Here is a 13,229-nt window from a genome sequence, read left to right on the forward strand (position 1 = left end):
GCGAGATCAATCCGATGCGCGCGCCGGTGTACGACGCCGGGAGCACGAGCAGGTAGACCAGCAGAAAGCACGCGAAGCTCACCCCGCCGAGCACCCGATAGCCCCGCTCCGAAAACACGATCCCCACTGCCCGAACCAGCGTCTCCTTCATCGTCGGCGATATGACGCGGGGCTCCTTCACACCGCGCAGCAGCTCAGCTTTTTGACGTCTTTGCCGAAGGTGATGGCTGCGAGCTTGACGCCTTCCGAGAGGGTGAGATACGGATGGAAGGTGTCTACGATGTCGGCGACGGTGAGACCGTATTTGATGGCGAGGGTAACCTCCATGAGCAGTTCGGAGCCTTCGGGCGCGAGGATGCGCGCGCCGATGAGCCGGTCCGTGGCCCGGTCGCGGAAGAGCTTGATGAAGCCGCGTGTGTCGCGGGCGGCGAGGGCGCGCGGCACGTCTTCGAGCGAGAGCTTCGAGACCTCGTAGTCGATGCCCGCCGCCTCGGCCTGCCGCTCATCCATCCCGACACCGGCCACCTGCGGGTCGGTGAAGACCACCCACGGCAGCGCCGAATAGTCGCGGCGGAGGTGGAAGCCGGTCCATGCGTTCTCGGCGGCGAGTTTGCCTTCGTACGCCGCCGTATAGACGAACTGGGGATCGCCGATCACGTCGCCCGCGCCGAAGATGTGCGGCACGGCGGTGCGGAGCGAGTCGTCCACGCGGAGGTAGCCCCGCGCGTCGGTCTCGATGCCGAGCGCTTCGAGGCCGAGGCCCTCGGTGTTGCCCTGCCGCCCCGTGGCGAGGAAGAGGTGCGTCCCGCGAACCTCGCGCGTCTCCCCGCCGATCTGCGCCGTCACGACGACCTCGTCGCCCGCACGCCGGACCGATTGCACCGCCACGCCCGTCTCGACTTCGACGCCCTCGGCGCGGAGGTAGCCCGTGAGCGCGTCGGTCACGTCCGGCCCCTCGGTCGGCAGGATGCGCGGCGAGCGCTGAAGCATCGTCACGCGGGAGCCCAGACGGGCGAAGAGTTGCGCGTTTTCGAGGGCGATGTACCGCCCGCCGAGCACGATCAGGCGCTCGGGCAACGTTTCGAGGCGGTAGAGCTCCTCATTCGTGAGAAAGCCCGACGCCTTCAAGCCGGGCACGTCCGGCACGAAGGTCCGCGCGCCGGTGGCGATGAGGATGTTTTTGGCGCGGAGGGTGTGCCCGTTCACCGACACCTCGTGCGGCCCGGCGAGCGAGGCCCGCCCCTCGATGATCGCGACGTTCGGGTCGTCCTTCACGACGTCGACGTACTTGTGTCGGCGGAGGTCGGCGACGAGCGCCTGCGTCTGCCGCGTGATGGCCGGAAAGTCCGTGACGGCGCTGTGCGACGTGATGCCTTCGAACGGATGATGCCCGGCCCGGTGATGCGCTTCGGCGGCGCGGATCATCGCCTTGCTCGGCACGCACCCCACGTTGACGCACGTCCCGCCGATGGGCAGTCCTTCGTTGATGAGGACGGCGCGCCCGCCGAGTTCGCTGGTCTTGATCGCCGCCGCGAACGCCGCCGAGCCCCCGCCGACGATCGCCAGATCCCAGACCGCTTCCGAGGCCGCTTCCGAGGACTCCCCGGGCGGCTGCGCCTCGGATCGGGGCGGCGTTTCCGCCACCACCCGCGCGCGATAGCCCGCCCCCTTCACCGCCGACACCAGCGCGTCCGGATCCGTCCCGTTCGTCACGGCGACGACCGCCCGGCCGTCTTTCCAATCCTCGATCTTCGCCGACGCCACCCCCGCGACGGCCTCCAGCGCACCCACGGCATGACGCGCGCAACTGCCGCACGTCATCCCCTCGATGCCGAGTTCTATTGTCTTCGTCATGACGCTACGTATTCATTTGAAAGGGGAACGAACAAACGCCCGGGCTCACCGCCCCGACGTATCCACCTCGGCGTCCTTCACTTCCTTGAGTGAAACCTTGAACGTCGAGACCTCTACGATGGCGTCGGCGAGGGCCTCCGGCGTGATCGTCGCCGCGTCGAACGTGACGATGATCGTGTGCTCCTCCACGTCCACCTTCACCGCTTCGACGCCCTCGATCTCCCCGACGGTGGCGCGGATGCCGCTCACACATCCGCTGCAAAACGGGCTTTCAATGGTATAGTAACCGATTTTCTTGTCGTGCGGCTGCGGCTGGAAAGCCGCGAGAGACAGCGCGAGCACGAGCGCCCCGAAGCCGAAGAGCGGAAAGGTTGGGAATCGTTTCATGGTTCTCTCGATGTTTTTCATGATGAAGCGTGATCGACGACGGTTCACGCGCCGGGGGGTTCGTGGGCAACCTCACAGGCGGCCTCCCCGCGACGCTTCTTCGCCTGATCCAAGCCCACGAGCGCCATCGCTATGGAGAGGAAAAGCAGGGGCAGAAGCACCCAGTCGAGATAGGCGCCGAAGGCGGCGAGGCCGAGCGCCGCCAGCCCCCACACGAGCAGTGGTGTGAAGCAGCACACCCCCGTGACGAGCGCCCCGAGGCCGCCCCAGAACAAGAGTTTGTTGTCCGTCGGTCGGCTCATGGACCCTCCGAGTGTTTCGGTCTTTCCGGCGTGCCCGGATAGCCGACGTTCGCCGTCGCCTGCACGATCTCGTCAAGGGAGACGACCTCCGGCCTGTAGCGGACCACCGCGCGCGGCGGCTCGTACGTCACCTGCGCCGCCTCCACCCCGTCGAGCCGCGTGAGCGCCTTGTGCAACGTCACCGAGCACGCATCGCACGTCATCCCCTTGATGTCGAGCACCACCTCTTCGACGCCGGCCTCCGGCGCGAAAAGCTCGGCGGCAGACACGTCGCTCGTTCCCTTGATGAGCCCCGGCGAGACGATGAGCGCCAGCGTGGCCAGCGCGCCCACGACGAGACTCGCCCGCCGGATCTTGTCGTTCAACGTCACCTCGCAGTCGCACTGCGGTCCGCGCGCGTTGCGGTATTCGCGATAACCGGCATAGGCCAGCACCCCCAACGCCGCCGCGATGAAGTACGGACGGAACGGCTCCAGCGCCGTGAAGCTCGAGACCCACGCCCCGCCGACGCCGAGCGTGACCAGCAACAGCGGGACCGTGCAACAGGCCGAGGCCAGCACCCCCGCCCCGACAGCCGCCAACACGCCCCATTTCGACTGCTTTCCTTCAGATGCACTCATGATGGTGTGAACCGGTGAATGGTTGTTTCCGATAAGATAAGCCCTATACATAAGTATAGAGTCAAGCGCTTTTTTCCGTTAGATGCACGATACCATGGTACAAGGTTTCCGCAGACGTAGATTTTTCTCCCCTCGCCGCGCGATCCGGGCTCAGATCGAAGCCTCGGCGGTGTGCTCATCGAGCGCATCGAGGATGGGGCAATCGCTGAGTGCTTTGTCCGTTCCGCATTGATGCGCCAGCGTCACGAGCGCCTTTTTCATGCGCGCGAGGTTGGCAATGCGTTGTTCGATGTCGTGCACTTTTTCGAGCGCGTGCCGCTGAATGTCCGCGCACGTCGTGTGCGGGTCCACCCGAAGCGAGAGCAACTCGTCGATCTCCCGCAGGGAAAAGCCGACCTCCTGCGCGTGTTTGATGAACCTGATCCGGCGCACCGTCTCCCCGGTGTACTGCCGGTAGCCCGAGGCCGTCCGGGGCGGAACTGCGATCAGGCCTTTGCGCTCATAGAACCGCACCGTCTGCACGTTGACGCCCGCCTTTTTTGCCACTTCTCCGATCTTCATGGTTCCTCTCGATTGGCTGTTCGATGCTCCCGTACTATGCTATACCTAAGTACAGGGTTTCCTCTCGGGGAGCGGCATTCTTGAGGCGCGCGTGTGCGAAGGGGCGCTCACGTCACCTTGAGCACGACGGCGGTGCGGTCGTCGCCGGCGCACCCGGCGCGGAGGAAAGCGGCGTCGAGCTTTTCGATGAAGGCGCGCGGGGACTCGTCGAGGAGTTCTCGGGCGGCGCGTTTCAAACGCGCCTCACCGAAGACGCGACCGTGCTCGCAACGCACGTCGGTAAAGCCGTCGGTATACATGAGGAGCACGTCGCCGGAGCGGAGATGAGCCGTGCCGGGGGGATAGTCCTGGTCGGGCATGAGGCCCACGGGGATGCCGCCCTGCATCAGCCGCCGGGCGCGACGCGCGCGGAAGAGGAGCGGGGGATTGTGCCCCGCATTCACGTACGTCAGCGTGCGCGTTTCGGGCGTGAGGACGCCGACGAAGAGCGTCACGAACTGCTCCGGTCGCGTGTCGTGATAAAGGGTCTGGTTGACGCGTCGAAGGACCGTCGGGAGGTCGTCGCACGATTCCATCTGGCTGCGGAGGGCGGCGCGGGTGGCGGCCATGAGCAGCGCCGCCTGCACACCTTTGCCGGACACGTCGCCGATGACCAGCCCCAGCCTTTTTTCGGGCAGGCGCACGTAGTCGTAGAAGTCGCCGCCCACGTACCGCCAGGGGTGCGACCATCCCGCCAGGCGAAAGCCTTTCAGGCGCGGCGCGCGGGCGGGGAGCATGCGCGCCTGCACCTCGGCGGCGGCGGCCAGGTCTCGTTCGAGGTCTCGATAGCGGAGGTGCTCTTCGTGGAGCCGGTTCAGTTCGAGGGCCAGCGCCGCCTGGTTCGCCACGATGCGCAGCAGGGTATGCTCCTCCGGCGTGAACCGACGAGGCTCCGCCGTATAGACGGCCAGACTCCCGAGCAATTTGCCTTTCCGAAAGAGCGGGGCCGCCATCATGGAGCCGAGCCCTTCCGCGAGAGCCTCCGCGCCATGCTCCACGTCGCCGTCTTGCCGGACGTCGTAGACGTGCACCGTGTGCCGCCCGCGATTCATCGCCGCGCGAAAGGCGCTGTCGCTCGAGAAGACGGGACCGTTTCTGAGGAACGATCGGGGCAGGCCGTACACGGCGCGGAGCACGAGCCGGTCGGTGGCTTCGTCGAGGAGCCAGAGCGCGCTGTAGGGCGTCTGCAGCCGGGCCGCCGTGAGACGCACGATCTCGTTGAGGAGGGCCGAGAGGTCGAACTCCCCCGCCAGCATCAGGCGTCCGAGCGCGTCGAGCGCTTTCAACTGCGCCTCCACTCGCCTTGCGGCCTCCGGATGTTCGATGCGTCTGGTTTGCATGTCCACCTGTTTCGTTGCGCGTATTCGCCCGGAGAGCCCTCTTCGGCGATGCGCGCCGGGCGGGAATGGCGTCACCGGCCCTCGCATCGTTGCACGTTCAACTCGTGCTCCACCATGGCCTCTTCGTGCGCGCGTACGTCCGTGGCGGGCCGCGAGGCGAGCTCCTGAAGGCGATGCGTCTGCCCGTATGCAATCACGATGTCGCCCGGTTCCAGGCGGGTGTCGGGTCCCGGCACGCCGTTATAGCTTCCGTCCCGGCGGAGGATGCCCAGCACGAGCACGCCTTCGGCCGAGAGGTTCAGGTCCGCCAGGCGCGCGCTCGCCAGCCAGTCGTTTTCGTTCACCTCCAGCTCGGCCACGCTGTAGTCGTCGTGCAGGCGGAGCAGCCCCGCGTAGTCCCGCACCTCCAGCGAAGTCGTGCGCCGCAGAGCCCACTGAATGGTCGGCGTCAGGATGCGATTAAACCACCGGCTCCGTGAGAGGAACGCCAGGATGACAATGCCGACCACCAGGATCAACAGGCGCTGCGTGGCCAGTTCGCCCGCCGACGTGAAGGACAGGATCAGCGAGGAGATGGCGGTGATGACGCCCGCGCTCCCGATCTCGATCAGGTGGCTGATGATGCGACGCCGCTCCGGAACGTTGACGACCATCTCGGCCTCGCCCGTCGTGAATCCGGCGCCGGAGAACGCGGAAAGCGATTGAAAGCGGGCCGCGTCTTCCGACATGCCGGTCATCATCAGGGCCAGCGTGCCCACCCGGATGACGAGCATCGACAGCGAGATGACGACGAGTAATGAGATGAGCGCAAACATGCTGTTCTATACGGTTTTTCATCGCCCGGCGCTACGCCGAGCCGCCTCGACGCCGCACGAAAAATGCCTGGAAGGGCACACGCCTATCGCAGCAGGATGAGACGCCCCAGAGCACGCGTGTGTCTTTCGCCCCATGATACCTTAAATTCCCCCGGGGTTCCAATCTTCCGCCCGATCCTTCTCCTCATCGCCCATGCCCATGTCGATCTCTCGTTCGTTCCGCGTTGTCATCAACGGTAAAGTGGCGGGCCACCCCCTGCTCCGTCCGGCCATCGAGACAGTGCGCGCGCGCGGGCACCGGGTGGAGGTGCGGGTGACGTGGGAGAGCGGCGACGCGGCGCTCTTTGCGGAAGAGGCCGCCCGCAACGGTCTCGACGGCGTGGTGGCCGCGGGCGGGGACGGCACGCTGAGCGAGGTCGTAGGCGGCGTGTGTCGCCTGCCGTTGGAGCAACGATGCGCCGTCGGCGTGGTCCCCCTCGGCACGGCGAACGACTTCGCCAAAGCGTGCGGCATCGGTGTGGGCGACCCGCTCGACGGCCTCATGCTCGCCGCCGAAGCCGAGCCCACCCGCATCGACGTCGGGCGGCTCGGCAACCGGCGCTTCATCAACGTCGCCAGCGGCGGCTTCGGCGCGGAAGTGACCACCGAGACCCCGCACGACTGGAAGCACCTCCTCGGACGGGCCGCCTATCTCATCACCGGCCTGACGCAGGTCAAGAACATTCGCGCCCATACGCTCCGGCTCGAAGGCCCGGACTTCACGTGGGCGGGTCGCGCCTACGTCTTCGCCGTGGGCAACGGACGACAGGCCGGGGGCGGCTTCCAGGTCTGTCCCCGCGCCCGCATCGACGACGGCCTCCTGGACGTGTTCGTCCTGCCGGAGACGCCCCCGAACCAGCTCATGCGCCTCCTCCGCGACCTCCTTTACCTGCGCGCGGACCTCCCGCCCGGCGCCATCGTCTACCGGCAGCTTCCCCGGCTGCGCGTCACCTCCGACGAGATGATCCAGGTCAACCTCGACGGCGAGCCGCTCCGCAGCCGCTCGCACGAGTTCGCCGTCGAGCCGGCGGCGCTCCCGTTCTTTTTGCCGCCGCGCGCCTCCTCTCTCGTCGCCCACGCCGGATGAGCCGCGCCGGGTGCGCCGCGTGGGGAGAGACGCCACTTTGTCACAGCCCTTCCACCCTGTCAGACCTCGCTCTGCAAAGACGTCAAGCGCGACGGCAGGCATTCCTCGGCCCCGGCCCGGATCGGGGAGAATGCCTGACAGAAACCTTCGTTCGAGGTGGCAAAATGGCCGATCTCAATTCTTGGCATTGCTCTTGAAGGACCTCCTTGCGGAAGTCGAAAACGGCTTCTGACCCTCGTTCTTCAACACGGTATCCGTTAACCAAATGTTCGATAGGAGGTACGTGCTATGGCAAACCTGACGCGCTATATGCCGACGACCGGTCTGTCGCAACTGCAACGCGAAGTGGACCGCCTCTTCGAGGACTTCTTCGGACGCACCCTGATGACGGATCGTGAGACCGAAATGCCGTCCGTCTGGACGCCGGTCGTTGACCTGTCGGAGAGCGATGATGCGTACCTGATCCGCATGGACCTGCCGGGTCTCTCGAAGGAGGATGTGCAGATCACCTTCGAGAACGGCGTGCTCCAGGTCAGCGGTGAACGCAAGAACGTTCACGAAGAGACCAAGGATCAGGTGCATCGCATCGAACGGTGGTACGGGCGCTTCTTCCGCTCCTTCAACCTCGGACAGAACGTCCAGGCTGACAAGATCAAGGCCACGTTCAAAAACGGTGTGCTGACGATCGAAGCGCCCAAGGTCGAAGCGAGCAAGCCCTTGAAGATCAAGGTCTCCTGAAGCCCTTTTCGGGCAGGCTTCACAGGGCTCCGCCATTGACCGAAGCACCGGAAAGCCCTGCCCGGCTCCGGTCGGCGCAGGGCTTTTCCGTGCCATGCCTTCCGGACAACCAAACAACAATTTAATTTTCTGAAACAATTTTTCTCCAAATTAACGATCTTATATTCCACAAAAGCAATATTCAAACGACCCGGCGAGAGGTGACGATAGATGCAGGCAGCCGCTAAGAAAAATTACTACGAAGTGCTGGGCGTGCCCGAAGACGCGCCGGCGGACGAGATCAAGAAGGCGTATCGCAAGCTGGCCCGTCAGTATCATCCGGACCGCAACCAGGGTAAGCCGGACGCCGAGGAACGCTTCAAAGAGATCCAGGAAGCTTATGAGGTGCTGAGCGACGAAGCCCGACGGCGTGAATACGACCAGCTCCGCAAAGATCCGTTTGCCGGGCAGGGCTTCGGCGGCTTTGCCGGCGCCGGCCGTGAAGGCGGCGCCCGCTTCTATCGGACGCCCGACGGCACCTACGTACGCGTCGAGACCACCGGCGCCGGACCCAACGCCGACTTTATCTTCAACGACAGCGAGTTCGGCGGCGGCGACCTCTTCAGCCAGTTCTTCTCGGAACGGCGCGGGCGGCGCCGCGCGCGCGGCGGGCGGGACATCGAGTCCGTCCTCCGCCTCTCCTTCGAGGATGCGCTCCGCGGCGGGCAGCGCGAGATCACGCTGCCCAACGGCGAAACGGTGCGCCTCAAGATCCCCGAGGGCGTGCGCTCCGGGTTCAAGATCCGGCTCAAGGGCAAAGGCGAACCCGGCCCCGACGGACATAACGGAGACCTGTACGTGGTCTTCGAGGTCGAGCCTCACCCGCGGTTCCGCCGGGAAGGCGACGACCTCATCGTGACGGAGCGCATCTCGGCCATCGAGGCCATGCTCGGGACCGAGCGCCGGATCACGAACGCTTACGGCAAAACCATCAAGGTCAGGATTCCGCCCGGCACCCAGCCGGGACACACCCTGCGCTTGCGCGGGCAAGGCGTCAAGACCCCCAAGGGGGCCGGCGACCTGCTCGTGACCATCGAGGTGACGGTGCCGGACCTTCTCTCGGAGGAAGCCCGCGAAGAGTTAAAGGCGTGGGCGACGAAGCATGGACTATATCATCATTCATAACGGAGGTAGGGACTATGAATCTTCAAAAGTTTACGATAAAAGCACAGGAGGCCGTTCAGAAGGCGATGGAGATCGCCGCCTCCCGCAACCACCAGGGCATCGAACCGCCGCACCTGATGAAGGCGTTTCTGGAGGAACCCGGCGGCGTCGTTCGCACGGTGCTCCAGAAACTCAATGCCAACATCGACTATATCTCCGCCAAAACCGATGAGGCGCTCGAGAAGCTGCCCGTCGTCACCGGCGCCAGTGTGTCGGGGCAGTATCTCGGCGAGGATCTGAAGAAGGTCTTCGACCGGGCGCTGGCCGAGGCGGAGTTGCTCAAGGACGAGTACGTCTCCAGCGAGCACCTGCTCATTGCGCTGGCCGAGTCGAAGGACCCCATCGGCGAGGCCTTGCGGGATCAGCGCGTGACGAAGGAGGCCATCCTCGGCGTCCTCAAGGACGTGCGCGGCACGCAGCGCGTGACCGACCCGCACGCCGAGGACCGATATCAGGCGCTCGAACGCTACACGCGCAACCTGAACGAGCTGGCCGCCAAGGGCAAGATCGACCCGGTCATCGGGCGCGACGAAGAGATCCGACGCGTGCTGCAGATCCTCTCGCGCCGGACGAAGAACAACCCGGTGCTCGTGGGCGAGCCGGGCGTGGGCAAGACCGCCATCGCCGAGGGCATCGCCATCCGCATCGTGCAGGGCGACGTGCCCGAAGGCCTCAAGGACAAGCGCATCTACGCGCTCGACATGGGCTCGCTCATCGCCGGGGCCAAGTACCGGGGTGAGTTTGAGGACCGCCTCAAGGCCGTCGTCAAGGAGGTCACCGAAGCCGAAGGACAGATCATCCTCTTCATCGACGAGATCCACACGCTCGTCGGCGCGGGTGCGGCCGAAGGCGCGATGGACGCCGCGAACATCCTCAAGCCCGCCCTCGCCCGCGGCGAGCTCCGCGCCATCGGCGCGACCACGCTCGACGAGTACCGGAAGTACTTCGAAAAGGACAAGGCGCTCGAACGCCGCTTCCAGATGGTGCTCGTCGAAGAGCCCAGCGTCGAGGATACGATCTCGATCCTGCGCGGCATCAAGGAGAAATATGAGGTGCACCACGGCGTGCACATCACCGACGGCGCCATCGTGGCGGCGGCGGAACTGAGCCACCGCTACATCACGAACCGCTTCCTCCCGGACAAGGCCATCGACCTCATCGACGAGGCGGCCGCCCGGCTCCGCATCCAGATCGATTCGATGCCGGAAGAGCTCGACAACCTCGAACGGCAGATCCGCCAGCTCGAGATCGAGCGCGAGGCCGTCAAACGCGACAAGGATCAGGCGAAGCTCGACCAGATCAACGAGCAACTGGCCAACCTGGAGGAGCGCCGCACCGAGCTGCGCGCGCGCTGGCAACAGGAGAAAGAGCTGATCCAGAAGATCCGCGCGGCCAAAGAAGCCATCGACCAGGCGCGCATCGAGGCGGAGAACCTCGAACGCCAGGGCGACTACGGCAAGGTCGCCGAGATCCGGTACGGCCGCATCCCGAAGCTCGAAGAAGAGATCAAGGAAACCCAGCAGCGGCTCGCCGAGATCCAGCGGGAAGGCGCGCTCCTCAAGGAAGAAGTGACCGAGGAAGACATCGCCGCCATCGTCTCGCGGTGGACCGGCATTCCCGTCTCCCGGATGCTCGAGAGCGAGCGTGAGAAGCTCCTCCACCTCGAAGAGGAACTCGAGAAGCGCGTCGTCGGGCAGCCGGAAGCCATCGAAGCGGTCGCCAACGCCGTGCGGCGTGGGCGCGCGGGGCTCCAGGAGCCCAACCGGCCCATCGGCTCGTTCATCTTCCTCGGCTCCACCGGCGTCGGGAAGACCGAGCTCGCCAAGGCGCTCGCCGACTTCCTCTTCAACGACGAGCACGCGATGGTGCGCATCGACATGAGCGAATACCAGGAGCGGCATACCGTCAGCCGCCTCGTCGGCGCGCCTCCGGGCTACGTCGGCTACGAGGAAGGCGGGCAGCTCACCGAGCAGGTGCGCCGCCGCCCCTACTCCGTCGTCCTCCTCGACGAGATCGAGAAGGCGCACCCGGAGGTCTTCAACGTCCTGCTGCAGGTGCTCGACGACGGACGGCTCACCGACAACAAGGGCCGCACGGTCGACTTTTCGAACACCATCATCATCATGACGAGCAACCTCGGCTCGGAGATCATCCAGCAACGCATGGATGCCCTCAAAGGCAAGATCACGCCGATCGACGAGGAGCACATGAAAGAGGAGCTCCTGCAGATGCTCAAGCAGCGGCTGCGTCCCGAGTTCCTCAACCGCATCGATGACATCGTGGTGTTCCGCCCGCTCGGACGCGAGGAGATCCGCAAGATCGTCGAGATCCAGTTCAACCGGATCCAAGCGCTCGCCGAGAAGAGCCACCACGTCACGCTCGAACTCACCGACGCGGCGAAAGACTGGCTCGCCGAGCGCGGCTTCGACCCCGTCTTCGGCGCGCGTCCGCTCAAGCGGGTGCTCCAGCGCGAGATCACGAACCGGCTGGCCGAACAGATCCTCGCAGGCAAGATCCACGACGGCGACACCGTCAGCATCGATCTTTCCGGCGACAAGAGCGGCCTGACGTTCCACATTCACGAGGTCGTGGAAGAACCGACCGTGGAGGCCTGATGCGGCTTCCCGGCAGGCGCGGGCCGGGCTTTCCGGCCCGCATCCTTCCACCTCCCATCCCTGTCAAATATTTAAAACCATAGATGAATCATGAGCAAGATTATCGGCATTGACCTGGGCACGACGAACTCCGTCGTGGCCGTCATGGAAGGCGGCGAACCCATCGTCATCACCAACCCCGAAGGCGCGCGCACCACCCCCTCCGTCGTCGCCTTCAAGAAAGACGGCGAGCGCCTCGTAGGCGCGCCGGCCAAACGGCAGGCCGTCACCAACCCCGAGAACACCATCTTCTCGATCAAGCGCTTCATGGGGCGTAAGTACGACGAGGTCACCGAAGAGATGAAAACGGTGCCCTACAAGGTCGTCAAGGGTGAGAACGGGACGGCCCGCGTCGCGATCGGCGACCGCGTCTACACGCCGCAGGAAATCTCGGCGATGATCCTCCAGAAACTGAAACACACCGCCGAAGAATACCTCGGCGCAACGGTTACGGAGGCGGTGATCACGGTGCCGGCGTACTTCAACGACGCGCAGCGCAAGGCCACGCAGGAGGCCGGCGAGATCGCCGGGCTGAAAGTGCGCCGCATCATCAACGAACCGACCGCCGCCGCCCTCGCCTACGGCCTCGACAAACAGAATAAAGAGGCGAAAGTGGCGGTGTTCGACCTCGGAGGCGGCACGTACGACATCTCGATCCTCGAACTGGGCGAGGGCGTCTTCGAGGTCAAGTCCACCAACGGCGACACCCACCTCGGCGGCGACGACTTCGACCAGCGTCTGATCAACTACATCGCCGACGAGTTCCAGAAGGCCGAGGGCGTCGATCTGCGCAAGGACGCCATGGCGCTGCAACGGCTCAAGGAGGCCGCCGAGAAAGCCAAGATCGAGCTTTCGAGCGCCACGCAGACGACGATCAACCTGCCCTTCATCACGGCCACGCAGGAGGGTCCGAAGCACCTGACGATGGACCTGACGCGGGCCAAGTTCGAGCAGCTCGTCGACGACCTGATCAGCCGCACCATCCCGCCGATGGAGAAGGCGCTCAAGGATGCGAAGCTGAGCAAGAGCGACATCGACGAGGTGATCCTCGTCGGCGGCTCGACGCGGATCCCGAAGGTGCAGCAGGTGGTCGAGGAGTTCTTCGGGAAGAAGCCGAACAAGTCGGTCAACCCGGACGAGGTCGTGGCCATCGGCGCGGCCATCCAGGGCGGCGTGCTCTCCGGTGAAGTGGAGAACGTGCTGCTGCTCGACGTGACGCCGCTGAACCTGGGCATCGAGACGCTCGGAGGCGTGATGACGGTGCTCATCCCGGCCAACACCACGATCCCGACGCGCAAGAGCGAGATCTTCTCGACGGCGGCGGACAACCAGCCTTCGGTGGAGGTGCACGTGCTCCAGGGCGACCGCGAGCTGGCGCGCGACAACCGCACGATCGGCAAGTTCCACCTCGACGGGATTCCGCCGGCGCCGCGCGGGGTGCCGCAGATCGAGGTCACGTTCGACATCGACGCGAACGGGATCCTGAGCGTTTCGGCGAAGGACAAGGCGACGGGCAAGGAGCAGTCGATCCGGATCGAGGCGTCGAGCGGGTTGACGGAGGCCGAGATCGAGAAGATGCGCGCCGACGCC

At 65.3% G+C, this 13,229-nt stretch carries 12 protein-coding genes; 5 read left to right on the forward strand and 7 right to left on the reverse strand.

The features are described 5' to 3' along the window. Window positions 1–177 precede the first annotated feature (177 nt). The 7 genes from merA to AC1HIY_RS07900 all read right to left on the reverse strand — a co-directional run bounded on the left by merA (window position 178) and on the right by AC1HIY_RS07900 (window position 5,918). Window positions 178–1,854 (reverse strand): mercury(II) reductase, encoded by a 1,677-nt coding sequence (gene merA, locus AC1HIY_RS07870; RefSeq protein ID WP_479576173.1) that lies wholly within the window; start codon window positions 1,852–1,854, stop codon window positions 178–180. Between the two features lie 45 nt (window positions 1,855–1,899). Then, window positions 1,900–2,241: a heavy-metal-associated domain-containing protein gene (locus AC1HIY_RS07875; protein ID WP_479576174.1), complete on the reverse strand. Its 342-nt coding sequence runs from the start codon at window positions 2,239–2,241 to the stop codon at window positions 1,900–1,902. A gap of 44 nt (window positions 2,242–2,285) precedes the next feature. Continuing rightward, window positions 2,286–2,543: a mercury resistance system transport protein MerF gene (merF, locus tag AC1HIY_RS07880; RefSeq protein WP_479576175.1), complete on the reverse strand. Its 258-nt coding sequence runs from the start codon at window positions 2,541–2,543 to the stop codon at window positions 2,286–2,288. Then, window positions 2,540–3,163, reverse strand: a complete 624-nt coding sequence (locus AC1HIY_RS07885) for a mercuric transporter MerT family protein (protein ID WP_479576176.1) — start codon at window positions 3,161–3,163, stop codon at window positions 2,540–2,542. The genes merF and AC1HIY_RS07885 overlap by 4 nt, the downstream gene beginning before the upstream one ends. 150 nt (window positions 3,164–3,313) lie before the next feature. Continuing rightward, window positions 3,314–3,724, reverse strand: a complete 411-nt coding sequence (locus AC1HIY_RS07890; protein WP_479576177.1) for a MerR family transcriptional regulator — start codon at window positions 3,722–3,724, stop codon at window positions 3,314–3,316. 107 nt (window positions 3,725–3,831) lie between these two features. Next, window positions 3,832–5,103 carry a PP2C family protein-serine/threonine phosphatase gene (locus AC1HIY_RS07895; RefSeq protein WP_479576178.1) on the reverse strand — a complete coding sequence of 424 codons (1,272 nt, stop codon included), beginning with the start codon at window positions 5,101–5,103 and terminating at the stop codon, window positions 3,832–3,834. A gap of 71 nt (window positions 5,104–5,174) precedes the next feature. Then, window positions 5,175–5,918 carry a TrkA C-terminal domain-containing protein gene (locus AC1HIY_RS07900; RefSeq protein WP_479576179.1) on the reverse strand — a complete coding sequence of 248 codons (744 nt, stop codon included), beginning with the start codon at window positions 5,916–5,918 and terminating at the stop codon, window positions 5,175–5,177. Between the two features lie 199 nt (window positions 5,919–6,117). On the opposite strand from AC1HIY_RS07900, the gene yegS reads away from it, so the two are divergent. From yegS to dnaK, 5 genes are all read left to right on the forward strand, one after another. Then, on the forward strand, window positions 6,118–7,044 hold the full coding sequence (gene yegS / locus AC1HIY_RS07905; protein ID WP_479576180.1) for a lipid kinase YegS: 927 nt from the start codon (window positions 6,118–6,120) through the stop codon (window positions 7,042–7,044). Between the two features lie 288 nt (window positions 7,045–7,332). After that, complete coding sequence (locus AC1HIY_RS07910; RefSeq protein ID WP_479576181.1) at window positions 7,333–7,782, forward strand: Hsp20/alpha crystallin family protein; 450 nt, start codon at window positions 7,333–7,335, stop codon at window positions 7,780–7,782. A 210-nt stretch (window positions 7,783–7,992) separates the two neighbouring features. Next, window positions 7,993–8,946, forward strand: a complete 954-nt coding sequence (locus AC1HIY_RS07915) for a DnaJ C-terminal domain-containing protein (protein ID WP_479576182.1) — start codon at window positions 7,993–7,995, stop codon at window positions 8,944–8,946. Window positions 8,947–8,960: 14 nt separating this feature from the next. Further along, entirely contained in the window at window positions 8,961–11,600 is a 2,640-nt protein-coding gene (clpB, locus tag AC1HIY_RS07920) for an ATP-dependent chaperone ClpB (RefSeq protein ID WP_479576183.1), read from the forward strand. Window positions 11,601–11,690: 90 nt separating this feature from the next. Beyond that, on the forward strand, window positions 11,691–13,229 hold a 1,539-nt coding region (gene dnaK, locus AC1HIY_RS07925; RefSeq protein ID WP_479576184.1), incomplete at its 3' end, for a molecular chaperone DnaK.

The organism is Rhodocaloribacter sp., from assembly GCF_056451265.1.